At 59.6% G+C, this 19556-nt stretch carries 20 protein-coding genes; 8 read left to right on the forward strand and 12 right to left on the reverse strand.

The features are described 5' to 3' along the window. Positions 1-145 precede the first annotated feature (145 nt). On the forward strand, positions 146-472 hold the full coding sequence (locus QSV77_RS05930) for an RcnB family protein (RefSeq protein WP_003525025.1): 327 nt from the start codon (positions 146-148) through the stop codon (positions 470-472). Between the two features lie 68 nt (positions 473-540). Here the strand turns inward: QSV77_RS05930 and gndA are convergent, their stop codons facing one another. The 5 genes from gndA to ccoG form a co-directional block, all read right to left on the reverse strand. Continuing rightward, positions 541-1971 carry an NADP-dependent phosphogluconate dehydrogenase gene (gndA, locus tag QSV77_RS05935; RefSeq protein ID WP_127756004.1) on the reverse strand — a complete coding sequence of 477 codons (1431 nt, stop codon included), beginning with the start codon at positions 1969-1971 and terminating at the stop codon, positions 541-543. 163 nt (positions 1972-2134) lie between these two features. After that, positions 2135-2293, reverse strand: coding sequence for a cbb3-type cytochrome oxidase assembly protein CcoS (gene ccoS / locus QSV77_RS05940; protein WP_035223387.1), 159 nt, complete (start codon positions 2291-2293; stop codon positions 2135-2137). Next, positions 2290-4581, reverse strand: a complete 2292-nt coding sequence (locus tag QSV77_RS05945; protein WP_302732832.1) for a cation-translocating P-type ATPase — start codon at positions 4579-4581, stop codon at positions 2290-2292. The genes ccoS and QSV77_RS05945 overlap by 4 nt, the downstream gene beginning before the upstream one ends. Further along, positions 4578-5078 carry a FixH family protein gene (locus QSV77_RS05950; RefSeq protein WP_302732833.1) on the reverse strand — a complete coding sequence of 167 codons (501 nt, stop codon included), beginning with the start codon at positions 5076-5078 and terminating at the stop codon, positions 4578-4580. The genes QSV77_RS05945 and QSV77_RS05950 overlap by 4 nt, the downstream gene beginning before the upstream one ends. After that, the gene (ccoG, locus tag QSV77_RS05955) at positions 5075-6658 is read right to left on the reverse strand and encodes a cytochrome c oxidase accessory protein CcoG (RefSeq protein ID WP_137003543.1); all 1584 of its coding nucleotides are present in this window, start codon (positions 6656-6658) and stop codon (positions 5075-5077) included. Before ccoG ends, QSV77_RS05950 begins: the two co-directional genes overlap by 4 nt. A gap of 119 nt (positions 6659-6777) precedes the next feature. Here ccoG and QSV77_RS05960 point away from each other — a divergent pair, with 119 nt between their 5' ends. From QSV77_RS05960 to QSV77_RS05970, 3 genes are read left to right on the forward strand one after another with little or no spacing between them, the layout of a single operon-like run. After that, a complete protein-coding gene (locus QSV77_RS05960) occupies positions 6778-7182 on the forward strand; it encodes an SRPBCC family protein (protein ID WP_302732834.1) in 405 nt (134 codons plus the stop codon). 11 nt (positions 7183-7193) lie between these two features. Continuing rightward, positions 7194-7550, forward strand: coding sequence for a VOC family protein (locus QSV77_RS05965; protein ID WP_302732835.1), 357 nt, complete (start codon positions 7194-7196; stop codon positions 7548-7550). Between the two features lie 16 nt (positions 7551-7566). Then, positions 7567-8013, forward strand: a complete 447-nt coding sequence (locus QSV77_RS05970; protein WP_142839793.1) for a VOC family protein — start codon at positions 7567-7569, stop codon at positions 8011-8013. 55 nt (positions 8014-8068) lie between these two features. On the opposite strand, the gene ccoP is transcribed toward QSV77_RS05970, so the two are convergent. The 5 genes from ccoP to cobU all read right to left on the reverse strand — a co-directional run bounded on the left by ccoP (position 8069) and on the right by cobU (position 12226). Continuing rightward, a complete protein-coding gene (gene ccoP, locus QSV77_RS05975) occupies positions 8069-8932 on the reverse strand; it encodes a cytochrome-c oxidase, cbb3-type subunit III (protein ID WP_302732836.1) in 864 nt (287 codons plus the stop codon). Between the two features lie 3 nt (positions 8933-8935). Then, positions 8936-9088 carry a CcoQ/FixQ family Cbb3-type cytochrome c oxidase assembly chaperone gene (locus QSV77_RS05980; protein ID WP_003502810.1) on the reverse strand — a complete coding sequence of 51 codons (153 nt, stop codon included), beginning with the start codon at positions 9086-9088 and terminating at the stop codon, positions 8936-8938. 12 nt (positions 9089-9100) lie between these two features. Further along, a complete protein-coding gene (gene ccoO, locus QSV77_RS05985; RefSeq protein ID WP_137003548.1) occupies positions 9101-9832 on the reverse strand; it encodes a cytochrome-c oxidase, cbb3-type subunit II in 732 nt (243 codons plus the stop codon). 10 nt (positions 9833-9842) lie between these two features. Next, a complete protein-coding gene (gene ccoN, locus QSV77_RS05990; RefSeq protein ID WP_052818410.1) occupies positions 9843-11465 on the reverse strand; it encodes a cytochrome-c oxidase, cbb3-type subunit I in 1623 nt (540 codons plus the stop codon). Between the two features lie 239 nt (positions 11466-11704). Then, positions 11705-12226, reverse strand: a complete 522-nt coding sequence (gene cobU / locus QSV77_RS05995) for a bifunctional adenosylcobinamide kinase/adenosylcobinamide-phosphate guanylyltransferase (RefSeq protein WP_302732838.1) — start codon at positions 12224-12226, stop codon at positions 11705-11707. 501 nt (positions 12227-12727) lie between these two features. Here cobU and QSV77_RS06000 point away from each other — a divergent pair. After that, the gene (locus QSV77_RS06000; protein WP_142839970.1) at positions 12728-13420 is read left to right on the forward strand and encodes a DUF599 domain-containing protein; all 693 of its coding nucleotides are present in this window, start codon (positions 12728-12730) and stop codon (positions 13418-13420) included. Positions 13421-13480: 60 nt separating this feature from the next. Then, positions 13481-14446 (forward strand): heparan-alpha-glucosaminide N-acetyltransferase, encoded by a 966-nt coding sequence (locus tag QSV77_RS06005; protein WP_302732839.1) that lies wholly within the window; start codon positions 13481-13483, stop codon positions 14444-14446. A 296-nt stretch (positions 14447-14742) separates the two neighbouring features. Here the strand turns inward: QSV77_RS06005 and QSV77_RS06010 are convergent, their stop codons facing one another. Together QSV77_RS06010 and mgtE are read right to left on the reverse strand one after the other, a co-directional pair. Beyond that, positions 14743-15129: a MerR family DNA-binding transcriptional regulator gene (locus QSV77_RS06010; protein ID WP_046800119.1), complete on the reverse strand. Its 387-nt coding sequence runs from the start codon at positions 15127-15129 to the stop codon at positions 14743-14745. A 69-nt stretch (positions 15130-15198) separates the two neighbouring features. Continuing rightward, entirely contained in the window at positions 15199-16626 is a 1428-nt protein-coding gene (mgtE, locus tag QSV77_RS06015; RefSeq protein WP_269699612.1) for a magnesium transporter, read from the reverse strand. Between the two features lie 327 nt (positions 16627-16953). On the opposite strand from mgtE, the gene QSV77_RS06020 reads away from it, so the two are divergent. After that, on the forward strand, positions 16954-19254 hold the full coding sequence (locus tag QSV77_RS06020) for an FdhF/YdeP family oxidoreductase (RefSeq protein ID WP_302732840.1): 2301 nt from the start codon (positions 16954-16956) through the stop codon (positions 19252-19254). Beyond that, a complete protein-coding gene (locus tag QSV77_RS06025) occupies positions 19254-19553 on the forward strand; it encodes a hypothetical protein (protein WP_269699614.1) in 300 nt (99 codons plus the stop codon). The genes QSV77_RS06020 and QSV77_RS06025 overlap by 1 nt, the downstream gene beginning before the upstream one ends. Positions 19554-19556: the final 3 nt, after the last annotated feature.

Below are 19556 nucleotides of genomic sequence, written 5' to 3' on the forward strand. Positions count from 1 at the left end.
AAACTTGCGCCAAGAAACTCAAAACAAAAGATTAACTCCCGCCCCTAAGCATTAACAACCATTACATAAATGTAATTTTAAATTCAGTTTCCGTTCATTCGTTTATTCGTAAGTTCTTCTCATCGAAACCCGAGAGGAAACTTCCATGAAAAAGTTCGTCACCATTCTTCTGGCAGCCACCGTTCTTGCAGCTCCGATGGCACAGGCCCAAAGCCGCCACGACGATCGCCATCGCGGCGTCACCGTCGAGCGTCAGGTCACCACCAAGAAAGTCATCGTCAAGAAGCACCGCTGGGATCGCGGCCAGCGCCTCTCGGCCCGTGAGCGCCGCAACATGGTGGACCGCCGTGACTACCGCCGTTACCACCTTGCAGAGCCGCGCCGCGACCAGCGCTGGGTCCGCGTCGACAACCAGTTCCTGCTGATCAACGCCGTCAGCGGCCTCATCGTCGGCCTCGCCGCTGCCCGCTGAGTTGAAGCAGCAACGAAATGAAAAAGGCCCGCTTGCGCGGGCCTTTTGTCGTTTATCGTTTCAGCCGATCAGAAAATGTCGGCGCCGCTGCCCCATGGGCCGTGCGGCTTGTCCACACCGTCGGTGCGTTCGAAACCATGCGCGCCGAAGAAGTCGCGCTGCGCCTGAATGAGGTTGGCGCTGCCGCGACCGCGGCGATAGGCATCGAAATAGCCGAGTGCCGAAGCCAGCGCCGAAACCGGCAGGCCGGAGAGCACGGCGTAGGAAACCACGCGGCGCAGCGGCGCATCGGTATCCTTGACGATGGCGGCGAAGGCAGGCGTCACGATGAGGTTGGCCACATGCGGATCCTTGGTGAAGGCCGAGGTGATCTCATCGAGGAATTCCGAGCGGATGATGCAGCCAGCGCGCCAGATGCGGGCGATCGTCGGCATCGGCAGGTTCCAGTTGAACTCCTTCGAAGCGGCCGACATGATGGCGAAGCCCTGCGCATAAGCGCCGACCTTGGCGGCCAGAAGCGCGCTTTCCAGATCGGCGATGAAGGCCTTTTTGTCAGCCGGTGCCGCCGCGAGGGTCGGCAGGCCGAAGATCTTCTCGGCAGCTTCGCGCTCATCCTTCTGCGACGACAGGATACGGGCAGCCACGGCCGCCTCGATGGCGGTTGCGGCGACGCCCATGTTCTGCGCCTCGATGACCGACCACTTGCCGGTGCCCTTCTGGCCGGCCTTGTCGAGGATCAGATCGACCATCGGCTTGCCGGTGATCGGATCGGCGGCACGCAGAACCTTCTCGGTGATTTCGATCAGGTAGGAATTCAGGCGGCCCTTGTTCCATTCGGCGAAGACATCGGCGATTTCGACGGCGCTCATGCCAAGGCCATCACGCAGGATGCCGTAGATTTCGGCAATCATCTGCATGTCGGCATATTCGATGCCGTTATGGATGGTCTTGACGAAGTGGCCGGCGCCGTCATTGCCGAGCCATGCCACGCACGGATCGTCATTATATTTGGCGGAAATGGAGGTCAGCACCTTCTCGACACGCTTCCAGCTGTCTTCGGTACCGCCGACCATGATCGACGGTCCGTGACGCGCGCCTTCTTCACCGCCGGAAACGCCCATGCCGATAAAGGTCAGGCCGCTATCCTTCAGATTGTCGAAACGGCGGATCGTATCGCGGAAATTGGCATTGCCGGCATCGATCATGATGTCGCCATTGGCGAGATGGGGCTTCAGGATTTCCATCTGCTGGTCAACCGGATCGCCGGCCTTGATCATGATGATGATCGGGCGCGGAGGACGAATTGCAGCGACGAATTCCTCGATGGTTTCGCAGGGAATGATCTGGCCCTGCAGTTCGCCCGCATCGGCGTAGAATTTTCGTGTAACTTCCGGGGTTCGGTTGAATACGGCAATCTTGTTGCCCTTTTCCGCGATGTTCAACGCCAGGTTCGAGCCCATGACGCCGAGACCGATCAAACCGATTTCTGCCTGTTCCACGGATGTGCCTCCATCTTGCTTTTAGGTGGTCGTGTTGTGGCACTGTAATGGACAAACGGCAAGGCTAGCCGGGACTGAAACGATTAAATTTTGATGACGCAAGTCAGCTTTGCATATTTGCGACAGGTCAAGACCAGTTCAAAACTGACCTTTTGCTTCCCCCTCAAGAGGGCCGTGGCCGGTCGTCACCATCATCGATTACCCGCCAGGCGGCCCCGTCCATATCGTCATACTGCCCTGATCGAACCGACCAGAGGAAGGCGAAAAGGCCGAGCGCGCCCAGAAACAGCGCGACGGGAATGAGATAGATCAGCATGTTCATGCCAGTTGTGCCCCCTCGCCCGCAAATCCTGTTTTTACGTCGTTCCGGCGACGGATGGTTTCCGCCGCACCGGCAAGGCGCAACGCATTGGCAACGACGATCAGTGAAGATGTCGACATCGCAATGGCCGCAATCATCGGCGTCGCATAACCGGCAATCGCAATCGGCACGGCGATGATATTATAGCCGATGGCAAGCGCGAAGTTCTGCCGGATAAGCCTTCCGGCCCGCTGAGATGTCTCGATCGCAAAAGGCACGGCATCGAGATCCTCCTGCATGAACACGAAATCGGCGGCCTGACGGCCAATATCGGCGGCGGTGGCGGGCGCCATGGAAACATGGGCGGCGGCGAGCGCCGGCGCATCGTTGATACCGTCTCCTACCATCAGCACCCTGCGACCCTCGCTGGCAAGTTCGGCGCAGCGCGCCGCCTTTTCCTTCGGCGACAGGTCCGCACGCCAGTTGCCGATCCCCAGCCGCTGCGCCATGGCGCTGACGGCGGCGGCCCGGTCACCCGAAACGATTTCCTGCATCAGGCCCCGCACTGAGAGATTACGCAAAGCCGCAACCGCACCCGCGCGCGGATTATCCTCGAAACCGAAGCTCGCCAGTTGATGGCCATCGAGCGACAGCACCACTTCCGACCGCGCATCGCCATTGTCGGTCCGTGCCTCATCCGGGCAGGCGAAACGGCGATTGCCGAGCCGGTAGATGCCGGCTTCCGTCTCGGCCTCGACGCCCGAGCCTGGAATTTCCCGCACCAACTCATAGGCCGGCAAGGCACCGTTATAGGCGGCATGTAGGGCTTTCGAGAGAGGATGACGCGAATGGGCAGCAAGTCCCGCCGCAATTGCCATGGTGGCCGGCTTCACATCCCCTGTCTCGACCAGTCTCGGTTTACCAACGGTCAGCGTGCCGGTCTTGTCGAACAGCACTGTGTCGATTTCGGCCAGCCGCTCCATGGCCGAGCCTTCCTTGACCATGATGCCGTGCCGGAAGAGCCGTCCAGCGGCCACCACCTGCACGACGGGAACGGCAAGGCCCAGCGCACAGGGGCAGGTAATGATGAGAACCGCAATGGCAATCAGCATCGCCTGTTTCCAGTCCCCGCCAAAAATGCCCCAGCCGAGGAATGTAACCAGCGCGAGAAGATGCACCACGGGTGAATAATAGCTTGCGGCGCGGTCGGCGATACGGCGGTAACGCGCCCGCCCGCCTTCGGCCGCCTCCATCAACCCGATCACTTCCGACAGGAAGGAGTCCCTGGCCGAGGCGGTCACCCGAGCGGTGAGCGAACCGGTGAGGTTGAGCGTGCCGGCCTGCAGGCTGTCGCCTGCCGCAACGCGACGCGGCGCGCTTTCACCATTGACGATGGACATGTCGAGATCGCTGCTGCCGGAGACGACCACGGCATCCACCGCCACACGATCACCTGCCGCAATCGCAATCGACATTCCGGGTTGGACATCGGCAAGCTGGCGATATTCCCGCGTTCCATCCTCACCGATGACGGTCGCGCCGCGCGGCGACAGCCGGGCCAATCCGGCAATGGCCGAGCGCGCCTTGTCGCGCATGATATGGTCCAGCGTGCGGCCGATCAGCAGGAAGAACAGCAGCGATACGGTCGCGTCGAACCAGGCATGTTCACCGTGATGGATCGTTTCCCACAGCGAAACGGCATAAGAGAGCGTGATGGCAAGCGCGATCGGCACATCCATGTTGGTGCGGCCGTGTTTCAGCGCGTTCCAGGCAGATTGATAGAAGAAACGCCCGCCATAGATCAGCGCCGGCGCGGCAATCATCGCCGAAATCCAGTGGAACATGTCGCGCGTCGCCGCATCCGCCCCCGACCAGACGGAGACGGACAGAAGCATGATATTGGCGGAGGCAAAACCGCACAGCGCCACCGCCCTGATCAGCTGCGAGCGCAACGCGTCGGAAGCATCCTGCCCGCTGGCGAAAAGATGAGTGCGGTATCCCGTCGACAGAATTGCACGGGCAATCTCGGCGGGATCGGTCCTGACGCCATTGACCTCTTCCCTCCAGACAACCGCCACACGTTTGGATGACAGGTTCACCCGCGCGCGTTCCACCTGTGGCAAACGGTTAAGCGCAGTCTCGATGGTTGTGATGCAGGCGCCGCAATAAACATCCGGCACGCTGAGATCGGTCTGACGCAGCCCCTGCCCCAGATCGCGGCTCGCCAGCAGCAATTCCTCCGACGATGGTGGATTGACCGGCTCGCCGAGTTGAAGCGAGCCTTCCGTTCCCGGTGCACAGCAGCTCATTGACGTCCCCTGATAACGGCGATCCGCGTGCCCTCATGCACGATGATCCGGCCGTCCTTGACGGCGGTAACCTCGACGATCCATTGCCCCGGCAGCATGTCACGTGCGCCGGTAAAGACGCCGGTGGTGGCCGGGGTGAGTTCCATGTCGAAATTCTGGCTTTCACCCACAGGCCGACGAAAATGCGCCGTCACCGTATCCGTATCGATCGGACCTTTTTCCGGATGGAAAACCTCGTAACGCACGGTCTTCTCATCCACCACGAGCCTGCCCTTGATGCCGGTTGCGGCCCGTGCCTTGGCGGCTTCCGCCTTGGCATTGAACTGCTGACTGGCGACATAGGTGTTGGGCACGACGAGCCCGCTCCAGCTGTGGACCGCATTCCAGGCCATGATCATGTTGACGGTGATGATGGTGCCGAAGAACAGCACCATGACGCCGAGCATATGCCAGCCGGTGAAAACGAAGCCGGATGTCTGGCGATTGTTGACTGTCATTTTTTCACTCCCGGAGCATTAAAGACCGCATCGTAGCGGGCCGTTTCGTGGCCGGCCGTATCGCTGACGATGAATTCGAAGTTTTCCGCCGTCCGCGCGATATCCTTGCCAGGCAGGGTGACAAAGACCTTCAGCGTCGTCGCCTCATCCGGCTCCACCGTCACCTCGAAGGCGCGCGCGGCCGTATCCGGCATGCCGTTTATCTTCATCACCGCATTGGGAAGGCCTTCTATCGTCAGGCTCATTATGCGCGGCTGCGGCACCATGTTGAGAATGCGCACGGTATAGCCGTTGCGGATCGACCCGTTCGATTCCAGCACATATTGCGGATTGCGGTCGTGCAGGACATTGAGCGCCAGCCGCTCGCGCGTCACCAGCGCAAACAGCATGCCGATGCCAACGGCAGCCCAGATGGCGGTATAAAGCAGCGTGCGCGGCCGGAAGATGATGCGCCAGTTGAAGTGGCGGACACGCTTGCTGAAACTGCCGTCCTCTTCACGCACATTGGCGGGGCGGATGGCATATTCGCCATTGCCGGTCGCCAGCGCCATGTTGGACTGATATTCGGACAGCGTCGCATAGGCGATCAGCCCGCGCGGCTTGCCGATCTTGTCCATCACCCCGTCACAGGCATCGATGCAGAGCGCGCAGGTGATGCATTCCAGCTGCTGCCCGTCCCTGATGTCGATGCCCATGGGACAGACCGCGACACAGGCATTGCAATCGACACAATCGCCGATGCTCTCCCCAGCTGCCGCAGCCTTCTTGGCGTGCCGCGAGCGCGGCTCACCGCGCCAGTCATTATAGGTGACGACAAGCGAATTCTCATCCAGCATCGCCGCCTGGATGCGCGGCCAGGGACACATGTAGGTGCACACCTGTTCCCGCATCAGCCCGCCGAAGACATAGGTAGTGGCGGTCAGCGTGGCGACGGTCGAGTAGGCGATCATCGGCGCCTGCCCGGTCATGAACTGCATCGCCAGCGTCGGCGCATCGGCGAAATAGAAAATCCAGGCGCCGCCGGTCAGAACGCCAATCACCAGCCAGATCGCATGTTTCAGCACCCGCTTGCGCAATTTGCCAAATGTGAAGGGCGCCGCATCCAGCTTCATGCGGGCGTTCCTGTCGCCCTCGATCGCCCGTTCGACCACCAGAAACAGGTCGACCCAGACGGTCTGCGGACAGGTGTAACCGCACCATGCGCGCCCGACGGCTGATGTGACGAGAAACAGCCCCAGCCCCGCCATGACCAGCAGGCCGGCAACAAAAAAGAACTCCTGCGGCCAGATTTCGATGAAGAAGAAATAAAAGCGCCGGTTGGCGATATCGATCAATACCGCCTGATCGGGCGCATAGGGACCGCGGTCCCAGCGCAGGAACGGCGTCAGATAATAAATGCCGAGCGTGACCAGCATCACCAGCCATTTGAACCGCCGGAACCTGCCCTCGGCGCGCTTCGGAAAAATCTTCTTGCGCGCTTCGTAAAGCGGTTTGCGCGTTTTTGCAGAATTGACGGCTTCCGCCTCCAGCCTTTCGACGGGCTGCTGCGGGCGATCCTGTCCGGCGCGATAGATGTTCATGATAGGAGTCCATTTTTATCTCCTTGCTTTCTCCCATCTCAGCGGGGAAACATCCTTGACTTACATCAAGTGACGACAAAGTGGCGCAGGGAGGGACCGCGCCGCAGAGGGAGGACGAGATGCCTGTCATGCAGTCGAGAATCATTCACCTGTCAGTCGAAAAGCCGTGGGCACAGGTCTATGGTTTCGTCTCCGACCCGCAGAACATGCCGCGCTGGGCGGCAGGTCTGGGCGGCGGCCTGAAGCCGGATGGCAACGACTGGATCGCCGATGGCGGACCGCTTGGCGAGGTGCGGGTGAATTTCGCGCCCGCCAACGAATTCGGCGTCATAGATCATGTCGTCACATTGCCTGACGGCCTGAAGGTCTATAACGCGCTTCGGGTAACGCCGAATGGCAGCGGCGCGGAAGTGAGCTTCACGCTGCTTCGGCTTGACGGCATGACGGACGAGGAGTTCGAGCAGGACGCGAGCGCGATCACGGCCGATCTCGAAACGCTGAAGTCGCTGCTCGAAGCGGATTGATGGAGTAAATGATGACAGAAAATGCCAATGACCGGCGCATCGACTATGTCGAATTCAACGTCGCCGACATCGAACGCAGCAAGGAATTTTACGGCGGCGCATTCGGTTGGACCTTCAAGGATTACGGTCCGCAATATTGCGAGTTTTCCGATGGCCGGCTGACCGGCGGTTTCACCACCACGGCGCCGGTTTCGGCCAGGGGCGGACCGCTCGTCATTCTCTACGCCGCCGATATCGAGGGTGTGCAGCGGCGTGTCGAAGCCGCCGGCGGTCAGATCAGCGTAGCACTTTTCGAGTTTCCGGGCGGACGGCGTTTTCACTTCACCGATCCGGACGGATATGAACTGGCCGTCTGGTCGAAAAGCTGATCGGCAGGAGCTCGCCATGACTTTGACAACACCGCCTTTTTCGTTGGTCGGTATCGATCATATCGTCTTCATCGTCGACGACATGACGCGGGCGCTCGATTTTTACCGGAACGTGCTGGGATGCAGGGATGGTTACTCTTACCCTGCTCTTGGGATGGAACAAGTCTGGTGCGGAAATGCCCTGATCGTGCTGTGGGATGTCACGCACCCCGGTGGCACAAAGGCCGCTCCGCCCGTCTCCGGAGGTCGTAATGTCGATCACATCTGCATAGCGACCGGTCCCCTGAACCATGATGCGCTTCGCACCCATCTGGCGAAATTTAACGTCATGATAGAACAGGAAGCCTTTCACGGCGGCGCGAGAGGGATGGGACATTCGTTCTATTTCCGTGATCCCTTCGGCAACAAGATCGAGCTGAAGGGACCGGCCGAATATCCGGATGGACGGTCGGAAAGCGCCTGATCTGAACAATAAAAAAGGGCGCCTCCCCGGCGCCCTTCTTTGCATTCTAGTTGCCTCATTCGCCCCCACCAAGCGAATGCACGAAGATCGCCAGCTGCTTGACGGTCGTGTCACCGAGACGCTCACCCCAGGCGGGCATGACGCCGTGCTTCGGCGAACGGATCTGCGAGACGATCCCCTCCTCCCCATGCGACTTCAGCCAGATCGCGTCGGCCAGATTGGGTGCGCCGAATTCGCGATTACCCTTGGCGTCTTCCCCGTGGCACGAGACGCAATTATCGGCAAAGAGCTGCTTGCCGGGTTCCACCAGCGCCGGGTTGGAAGGCGTGCCGGTAAGGCTGACGACATAGGCGGCGACCTCGCGGATTTCATTCGACTGGAGGATGTCGCCGAAGGCCGGCATTTCCGAAGCGCGCGTATCAGGATCATCGGCAAAACGGATGCCGTGCTTCACCGTCGTGTAGATATCGTCGGCACTGCCGCCCCACATCCAGTCATCGTCATTGAGGTTGGGATAACCCTGCCCGCCTTCCGCGCCTGAACCGTGACACTGAATGCAATTGACCTTGAACGCGGCTGCACCGCCGGAAAGCGCAAACTGCATCAGGGTCGGGTCCGCCTGAATTTCGGCAAGCGAGGAATTGGCGATTCTGTCGACATAAACGCTCTGCGCCTGTTTCGCATCCGCGATTTCGGCGGCGATTTCGCCGCGGCTGCTCCAGCCGAGCAGCCCTTTTGTTGCGCCTGATATCAGCGGGTAAGCCGGATAGGCGATGGTATAACCGATGGCCCAGAGGATCGTGAAATAAAAGGTCCAGACCCACCAGCGCGGCATGGGATTGTTCAGCTCGCGGATACCGTCCCATTCGTGGCCGGTGGTTTCGACGCCGCTGATGTCATCAATGTGTTTTTCGGACATATCCTAGTCCTCCTTGAGCGGAATGCTGGCGGCATCGTCCGCGGCCTTCTTGGAGCCGGGGCGAAGGGTAAAAACGACGACGCCGGCGAAGAACAGGGTCATGGCAAGCAGGCCCCAGCTGTCGGCGAAGTGGCGCATGGCCGTATAGGTTTCCATCGTTTCGCCTCCTCACCGGTATCCGGCGGCATCGTCATAGGTCGAGAAATCGACCAGCGTGCCGAGCATCTGCAGATAGGCGACCAGAGCATCCATTTCGGTAAGCTTGGCCGGATCGCCGTCGAAATCGCCGACCTTCGCCTTCGGGTAACGCGCCAGAAGTTCCGACGAATCCGCATTCGGATCGGCCTGGGCGACAAGATCAGCCGCGGACTTCTCAATCATCTCATCGCTATAGGGCACACCAACGGCGCGGTTGGCCTTCAGCTCCATCGAGATGTCGGTGATCTTCAGCGGCGTCGTCTTGAGGAAGGCGTATGACGGCATGATCGATTCCGGCACCACGGAGCGCGGATCGGCCAGATGCTGCACGTGCCATTCGTTCGAATAGCGATCGCCGACGCGCGCGAGGTCCGGCCCCGTGCGCTTGGAACCCCATTGGAACGGATGGTCGTACATGGATTCCGCCGCCAGGCTGTAATGCCCGTAACGTTCCACCTCGTCGCGGAACGGCCGGATCATCTGGCTGTGGCAGACGTAACATCCCTCGCGGATGTAGATGTTGCGCCCGGCCAGTTCCAGCGGCGTGTAGGGTCGCATGCCCTCCACCTTCTCGATGGTGTTTTCGAGATAAAAGAGCGGTGCGATTTCCACGATACCGCCGATGGAGACGACCAGCAGCGAGCCGACCAGAAGCAGCGTGGCGTTGCGTTCGATGACGCCGTGTTTGTCAAGTATGGACATCGGCCTCTCCTTATTCAGCAGGCTGCAGCGAAGGAGCCGCGTCCTTGCGGGCGCCCTCCTCGCGTTGATGACCGAGGATGGTCATCGTGACATTGTAGGCCATGATCAGCGCTCCGCTGAGGAACATCAGACCGCCCAGGGCACGCATCACGTAATAGGGGAACAAGGCCGCGACCGATTCCGCAAAGGAATAGACGAGGAAGCCCTGGCTATCATATTCGCGCCACATCAGAGCCTGCTGGATACCGGCCACCCACATGACGGCGGCGTAAACGACGATGCCGAGCGTGGCGAGCCAGAAGTGCCAGTTGACCAGTTGCAGGCTGTAGAGACGGTCCCTGCCCCAGAGTTTCGGCGTCAGGTAATAGATCGCGCCGAAGGTGATCATGCCGTTCCAGCCAAGCGCGCCGGAATGAACATGGCCGATGGTCCAGTCGGTATAGTGGCTGAGCGAGTTGACGGCCTTGATCGACATCATCGGACCTTCGAAGGTCGCCATGCCGTAGAAGGCCACCGCCATCACCATCATGCGCACGACGGGATCGGTGCGGATCTTGTCCCATGCGCCCGAAAGCGTCATCAGGCCGTTGATCATGCCGCCCCACGAGGGCATCCACAGCATGACCGAGAACACCATGCCGAGTGTCTGCGCCCAGTCGGGCAGCGCGGTATAGTGCAGGTGATGCGGGCCGGCCCAGATATACATGAAGATCAGCGCCCAGAAGTGGATGATCGACAGGCGGTAGGAATAGACCGGGCGGTTCACCTGCTTCGGAATGAAATAATACATCATGCCGAGGAAGCCGGCCGTCAGGAAGAAGCCGACGGCGTTATGGCCGTACCACCATTGCGTCAGCGCATCCTGCACGCCGGAGAACGCCGAATAGCTCTTGACGCCCAGGAACGACACGGGCACCGCCAGATTATTGACGATGTGCAACATGGCGATGGTGACGATGAAGCCGAGATAGAACCAGTTCGCCACATAGATATGTGGCTCCTTGCGCATGAAGATCGTGCCGAGGAAGGTCACGAGATAGGCGACCCAGACGATGGTCAGCCAGATATCGACATACCATTCCGGCTCCGCATATTCGCGGCCCTGGGTGATGCCGAGCAGGTAACCGGTGGCGGCCATGATGATGAAGAGATTATAACCCCAGAACACGAACCAGCCGAGATTGCCGCCGAACAGGCGCGCGCGACAGGTTCTCTGCACCACGTAAAAAGACGTGGCGATCAGCGCATTTCCGCCGAAAGCGAAGATCACCGCCGAGGTGTGCAGCGGCCGCATGCGGCCGAAATTGAAATAGGGTGCGATGTTGAGATCGGGAAAGGCAAGCTGAAGCGCCACCACGACCCCGACCAGAAAACCGACGACACCCCAGAACACGGTGGCGATGACGCCGTATTTCACCACCTCGTCGAAATATTCCGACTTGCGGCGGGCGAGCGCGGCCGGATCGACAGGCGCGAAGGAGACACGGCGCAACAGAAGCACCGTGCTGACCAGCAGTGTAAAGAACAGCACCCACATATGGGCGGCGAAAAGACTGTCATGGGCAAAAGCTGCCCCAAGCAACGCGAGAAAGGCCCCAAGGGCCACGATCGCGGTTTCTAACGTGTAATTCATTGTTGGTTTCCCCCAACGTGCAAGCCGACCGACGAAAGGCAGGTTGTGCGCCTGGGAGAGCGAAAACGCGCCTTTGCGTCGGTTGGAGCATTGCCACCGGCAGGGCAACGCCACCTTGATCCAGATCAAGAAAGCAAAGCTGTCGCAGCCCCGGTAAAACAGGGCGCGGCTTTATGGAGGGAATTTGCGGAAGAGCAAAAGTGCGCGGTGATGGCGATCCTGCTTTTGCAGGTATCGCGTCAGCCCTTCATCTTGAGGGGCAGCCCGGCGGCGACAAAAAAGACGTCGTCGGCAATGGCCGCGATACGCTGGTGCAGCCGGCCGGCATGATCGCGGAATTCACGCGCCATGCGATTTTCAGGCACGATGCCAAGACCGACTTCGTTGGAGACGAGAATCAGTTTCGCTTTTGCCGACGCCACCGCCGCCGCCAGAACGTCGAAGGCGGCCTCGATATCGGCATTTTCCATCATCAGATTGGTGAGCCACAATGTCAGGCAGTCAATGAGGATGACATTCTCCGGCCGGTCGAGGCGCGCGAGCACCGAAACTACGTCGACCGGCGCTTCATGGGTCGTCCACTCGCCGCCACGCCGCGCCTGATGATGGCCGATGCGGTCACGCATCTCCTCATCCCATGGCCTGCCGGTGGCCAGATAATGCAGGCTTCCGCCGGCATTTACCGCGAGCTCTTCCGCAAAACGCGACTTGCCGGAGCGCGCGCCGCCAAGAATGAAAACGGAGCGGTTTTTATCTGTCATCGGAAACCTGAATGAGGAAAATAAACGGACCGGCGTCTTTGCGATGTCGCAAGCCAGAAACAGGCGGCCATGAAGGGAACGATTCGTAGAAAAAGGCGTCCCCCGGTTGTTCATGCCGGACTGCCGCTGATACCGGACCGGAGAGACAAAACCTGCCTGCGGGATGCGGGACATATCAGCCTTGGCAACTCCGGATACCGGAAACACCGGTCCTCATGAAAGGCTAGGTGCGAATGGCTGTTCTGTCAATCGGCCGGGGATAGTGCCGGGAATTTACACGGAACCGGTACGCAAAACCTCACCCGGAACCGGCAGACCTTCCGTCCGCGAAGCGATTGATAAAGCCATAGGGTTACCGGAAGGTTAGCGAAATCGCGCCATGACGAAGCTGCAACGCGGCCGCAGAATATTCTCGCGACGGGGCGGCCGCCATTGCCTTGCCATGACCTTCAAATCAATATGCTTTCGAAGATTCGCAAACAGCAAGGTGACCTGCCCGTGATGACCGTCATGGACTATATATCGATCGTCATTTTCGTCGTGCTGTGGGCTGCCTATACCCATATCACGACGGGATCGCGGCTGTTTTCGCGCGCCAGCCTCAACCAGGCCATGGCCGAACGCCGGCGTGACTGGATCATGAATTCGCTCAAACGCGATCTGAAGATGATCGACACCCAGATCATGGCCGGTCTGCAGAACGGCACGGCCTTCTTCGCCTCCACCTCCATCTTCGCAATCGGCGGCTGTTTTGCCCTGCTCGGCGCCACCGAGCAGGTCGAATCGGTGTTTCGCGACATGCCTTTCGTGCATTATTCCGGACGCACGGCTTTCGAGCTGAAGGTCATCGGGCTGACCTGTCTGTTCGGTTATTCCTTCTTCAAATTCGGCTGGTCCTACCGACTGTTCAACTATTGCACGATCCTGTTCGGCGCCATTCCGATGGTCCATGATGCGAGTTCCGACCGCGAGGCGGCCGAGCGCGCCGCCGAAAACGTCATAAAGATGAACATCATCGCTGCTAAGAATTTCAATGATGGCCTGCGGACGATCTTTCTGTCCATCGGTTATCTCGGCTGGTTCATCAGCCCCTATGTCTTCATTGCCAGCACCGTCATCATCATCGTGGCGCTCTTGCGCCGGCAGTTCTTTTCCGAGGCGCGTCGCGCCATCATGGAAGACAGCAGGCCTTGAAATAGCCGCACTTCAAGGGCCAAGCCCGAATGAATACCGGTCTCGTGAAAAGCGGAAAACATGGATAAAAACGCAGCCATCACCGAAACCAGCCGCAGGGGCCGCATAGGCGGTCTTGATACCCTGCGCGGGCTGGCGCTTCTCGCCATGGCATCCTACCACTTCACGTGGAACCTGGAATATTTCGGTTATCTCGAACCCGGCACGGCAACCACGGGCCTGTGGAAGCTCTATGCCCGCGGCATCGCCACTTCATTCCTGTTTCTGGCCGGTTTCAGCCTGTTTCTCGCCCATGGCAAAGGTCTGAACTGGCCGTCCTTCGGCAAGCGTTTCGCCATGGTGGCAGGTTCGGCGCTGCTGATTACCGCCGCCACCTATTTCGCCTTTCCCGACAGTTTCATCTTCTTCGGCATCCTGCATAATATCGCCGCCGCAAGCCTCGTCGGGCTGCTGTTCCTGCGCGCACCAGCGCTGGTGACGCTGCTTTTCGCGGTGATCGCCTTCGCGTTGCCGCAATATCTGCAATCCGATCTCTTTAATGCGAAATGGCTGGCCTGGATCGGCTTTTCCACCATGCCGCCCCGCTCCAACGACTATGTGCCGTTGCTGCCCTGGCTCGCCCCATTCCTCGCCGGACTTGGCGTTTCGCAATTTGTTACCCCTCGCGGCTGGCTGGATCGCTTTCGCAACCCCAGCTCACCACGCAATCTGGTTGCCAGCGCCGGCCGGCACAGCCTGGCCTTCTACCTCATCCATCAGCCGGTACTGATCGGCCTCGTTTATGTCCTGTCGGTCGTGGCACCGCCTCCTCCCGTGGATCAGGTGGAGCTTTACAAATCCAGCTGCGAAAAAAGCTGTGTCGAACAGGCGAACGGGGTGGAGCTGTGCCAACGTTTCTGCGGCTGCACGCTGGAAAAACTGCAGGCGGAAAGCCTGTTTGACATCATGATGGAAGGCAAGCTCAGCGCCGATCAGCAGACGAAGGTCAGCGAACTGGCACAGCAGTGTACGGTTGAGGCGCAGTAAAAAGGAGTCAGGGCCGCCGCCGCTTTACCGGACGCACGATAAGGGCGGCGACATTGCCCCTCGTTTCTTCTCCCCGCCGGGAGAAGGTGGTCCGAAGGGTCGGATGATAGGGAAACGTTGCCGGATTTCGGAGAGCTTGCTCCCTCATCCCGCTGCCGCGGACTTCTCCCCGGCGGTGAGAAGAAACAAGCGGCTATCGCCCGCTCCAGATATCACATCACAATTTGCTGTCTCAGAAGTGAAATCAGAGGCGCAGATGTTTTATCTTTTATGAAGCGGGAGCTATCGAGCTATGCTCACGTCCCGACGCCGATTTCGGCAAGCCGCGTCAGACAGGCCTCTTCGACATTGTCGAGTTCCGCCAGCGTCTCCTCAATGTCCTTGCGCTTCTGCCTGAGATCGGCGCGCTTTTCGTCGACCTTTTTCATCAAAAGCACAAGCTGACCCGATTCGCCTGGCGGCTCCTTGTAGACGTGAATGATCTCGCGAATTTCGGCGATCGTAAATCCAATACGGCGGCCGCGCAGGATTTCCTGAATGAGACGACGGTCGGCGGCCCTGAAAAGCCGTGTGCGACCGCGGCGCTCAGGGTGAATGAGGCCCTCATCCTCGTAAAAACGCAAGGTGCGGGTGGAAACACCGAATTCGCGTGTCAGTTCGGTTATGCTATAATACTTGTCCAAGGGCCTATCCGATTCATCACCGGATAATGTTATTTGACCTTCACGTAAAAGTCAATTTTTGCCATCCGCCTACCCGGAAATACCATACCACCAGGTTGCGATGCCCAGAAAGGCAAAAAAGCCGACGATATCGGTCACAGCAGTCACGAACACCGCCGAAGAAACGGCAGGATCAGCCCCGAACTTGTCCAGAACCAGCGGAATGAGAATGCCGGCCAGCGCCGCCGCCAGCATGTTGAGGCACATGGCCGTGGCAATGATGCCGCCAATATGGATATCCTGAAACCAGATTCCGGCAACGATGCCAATGGCGCAGCCGAACAACATGCCGTTCAGGATACCGACACCCGCTTCGCGCCGGATGATGCGCGCGGCGTTGTGAATATCGAGGCTTTTGGTGGCCAGCGCCCGCACCGACACCGTCATGGTCTGCGATCCCGCATTGCCGCCCATACCGGCCACCGCCGGCATCAGGATTGCCAGTGCAATGATCTGCTGGATCGTCGCATCGAACAGGCTGATGACCGAGGCGGACAGAAAGGCGGTGAGCAGGTTGACCGCAAGCCACGGCACACGCGAGCGCGAGGTGCTGACGATACTATCCGACAGCTCTTCATCACCCACACCGCCGAGGCGCAGCAAGTCCTCTTCAGCCTCTTCCTGAATGACGTCGACCACATCATCGATGGTCAGCACGCCGACCAGCCGGCCGTTATTGTCGACCACGGCGGCGGACAGAAGGTCATATTGCTCGAAAAGCTGCGCCGCCTCTTCCTGGTCCATTTCGGCCGGAATGGAGTGGTTGGTCTCGTGCATGATCGTTTCGATCTTCACCTGCCGCTTGGCGCGCAGCACCTTGTCGAGATCGAGCGCGCCGACCAGCTTGAAGGTGGGATCGATGACAAATATCTGCGAGAAAGATTCCGGGAGTTCCTCCTCCTCGCGCAGATAATCGATGGTCTGGCCGACGGTCCAGAACGGCGGCACGGCGACGAATTCCGTCTGCATGCGGCGACCGGCCGAGCTTTCCGGATAATCCAGCGCCCGCATCAGTCGCACCCGCTCGGTAAACGGCAGCTGCGAGAGAATATCCTCGCGATCGTCATCATCGAGATCTTCGAGAATGTAAACGGCGTCGTCCGAATCCAGCTCGCCGATACCGGCGGCGATCTGTTCGTTCGACATCTGGTCGACGATATCGAGGCGGATGCCTTCATCCACCTCGGTCAGCGCCGTCATGTCGAAATCGGAACCGAGAAGCCGCACGAGTGCGTGGCGCTGTTCGGGCAGAATGGATTCCAGCACGTCGCCGAGTTCGGACTCATGCAGCCGCGCCACATTCTTGCGCAGGAAAAGCAGGTCGCGATCGGCAATCGCCGCCCCCACCATCGCCAGAAAATCCGAACGGACGGACCCGTCCTCGGCATAGATGTCGGAGGGTGCTTCTGTCGGCCTCAACTCTTCGGGAGCGGCAAGATCGTCGTCACGGTCTGTCATCTGGCGTCCCCCTGTTCTTAAAATGCCGCAGTGCACGAATGCGCAGGCAGAATGGCGTTAAAAAGCGCATTGTCAACAACCGGATAGGCGGAAAACAACAAGCCTCGCAACTGCGACGAAAATGTCATGAACCGCCCTTTCGCGCGACAATAATCCACGAGCGCCGCACTTCGCACAACGCCCCGCAATGCCCGACTGTTCCGCAGAAAACGGCAAGTTAAAGATTGACATATGTCGCCTAAAGACGATTCTGAAAAAGCTTCTTTACATATGATCGGCCTCATTCGCCACATGGCCGATCACGCAGATTTCAGGAAAAATACAGCAATGAGCAAGACGGATTTCATCGGCAAGGCATCTTCGGCCGCAGGCGGCTGGGGCGCGCTGAAAAGCGTGGGCAAACGGCTTATGGAATCCGGTGCGCCGCTTTCTGGCGCGCGTGCGCTGTTGAAGGCAAACCAGCCTGATGGTTTCGATTGCCCCGGTTGCGCATGGGGCGATCCCGAACACGGATCTTCCTTCGAATTCTGCGAAAACGGCGTCAAGGCGGTGGCATGGGAAGCGACGGAAGCCCGGGTGCCGCCGGATTTCTTCGCCACCCGCACCGTCTCCGAATTGCGCGGCTGGTCCGACTATGAGCTGGAAAAACAGGGTCGCCTAACCCACCCGATGCGTTACGACCGGGCGACCGACAAATATCTGCCTGTCTCCTGGGACGACGCCTTTGCCGAAATCGGCCGGATTCTCAACAGCCTCGACAATCCGAACCGGGCGGAATTTTATACATCCGGCCGCGCCTCCAACGAGGCCGCCTTCATTTATCAATTGATGGTCCGGCTTTTCGGCACCAACAATTTCCCCGATTGTTCCAACATGTGCCACGAGGCAAGCGGTGTTGGCCTGAAAGCCTCGATCGGTGTCGGCAAGGGCACGGTGCTGCTGGAGGATTTCGAGCACGCCGATGCGATTTTCGTCATCGGCCAGAACCCCGGCACCAACCACCCGCGCATGCTGGGTGATCTGCGCCGGGCAGCCCTTCGTGGCGCGAGGATTGCTGTCTTCAATCCCATTCGCGAAAAAGGTCTGGAGCGTTTTGCCGATCCGCAGGACAAGATCGAGATGATCACCGGCAGCAACACCAGGATCGCTACCAACTATTACCAGCCGCGACAGGGCGGCGACATGGCGGCCGTGCGCGGCATGAGCAAGGCGGTCTTCGCCGCCGACGATGCCGCAAGGGCTGCGGGTGAAGACGCCATCATCGATTACGATTTCATCGCCGAACATGCGGTGGAGTTCGAGGCCTACCGCGCTGCCGTGGAGGCGACAAGCTGGGAAACCATTCTCGACCAGTCGGGCCTCACCCGCGCGGAAATCGAGGAAGCAGCACGCATCTACATGAATGCCGGTTCCGTCATCGCCACATGGGCCATGGGCGTCACCCAGCACCGCCACTCGGTCATCATTGTCCGCGAAATCACCAATTTCATGTTGCTGCGCGGCAATATCGGCCGTCCCGGCGCCGGCCTCTGCCCGGTGCGCGGCCACTCCAACGTGCAGGGCGACCGTACCGTCGGCATCGATGAAAAAGCCCCACCTGCCCTTCTCGATGCGCTGGAGAAGGAACTCGGCATTCCCATGCCACGCAAGCCCGGCCACAACACCGTCGAGGCCGTGGCCGCCATGCTGGATGGCGAGGCTCAGACCTTTATCGCGCTTGGCGGTAATTTCATGCGGGCGACACCCGACAGCCCGCTGATCGTCAAGGCGTTCGAAAAGCAGAAGCTGACGGTCAATATCGCCACCAAGCTCAACCATTCGCATCTGGTGCCGGGCGAAACCTCCTTCGTCCTGCCCTGTCTCGGGCGAACGGAAATCGATCTGAATTCATTGGGCCGTCCGCAGATCGTCACCGTCGAAGATTCCATGAGCATGGTGCATGGTTCCGGCGGCATCAACCCGCCCGCTTCGAACGAACTGCGTTCCGAAGTCGCCATCGTCGCAGGCATTGCACAGGCAACCCTCGGCAATGTCCATGTGAACTGGAAGGCACTCGCCGATGACTACGATCTCATTCGCGACATGATCGAGCGGGTCATTCCCGGTTTCGACAATTTCAACGAACGCGTCCGCGTGCCGCGCGGTTTTCGTCTGCGCAACACGGCGTCTGAACGGGAATGGAACACGCCGGCGAAAAAGGCGACCTTCTATAGCGGCCCACTGCCCGAAAAGACCGAACACCAGCAGGCGCTGACGCGCGACGACCTCTTCGTGCTGCAGACCTTCCGCAGCCACGATCAGTACAACACCACCATCTACGGCATGGATGATCGCTATCGCGGCGTCTATGGCGAACGCCACGTCATCTTCATGAACACGAAGGACATGGAGACGCTCGGCGCCCATTCCCGCCAGCGTGTGGATGTCATCGGCGAATATGGCGACGGCGTCGAGCGCATAGCCGAGAATTTCCGGCTGGTGCCCTATAATATCCCGCAGGGCAGCGTCGGCGGCTATTATCCGGAACTGAACGTGCTGGTGCCGCTGTCGAGTTATGGTGATGGCAGCTTCACACCAACATCGAAATCGGTGCTGGTCTCCATCCGCCTGCGACCGGATGCTTCCTGATGGATGACGAGCAATCCGCTGCCGCCTTCATGGCGGCGGTGGAACAGATTAAAGGGCAATCGCAGGAAATGACGGCCACGGGTGCCGCAATCCTTCTGGCAATCCATCTCGATATTGCCACCGACAGCCGCAGCATCGCCAACCGGCTGGGGCTTGCGCATGCCCTCGTTCTGCGCGAAATCACTGCCCTGTCACCCCGCTTTGTGCGGGTCACGAAACGCGATGCCCGCACGCAGCGCAGCTTCTTGCAGGCAACGGCGGAAGGACAGGCACTGGCCGCGTCCTCCTCCCGGATTTGAAAC

Origin of the sequence: Agrobacterium sp. V1 (assembly GCF_030518355.1) — a bacterium.
In the GTDB taxonomy this organism is placed as follows: domain Bacteria; phylum Pseudomonadota; class Alphaproteobacteria; order Rhizobiales; family Rhizobiaceae; genus Agrobacterium; species Agrobacterium cucumeris.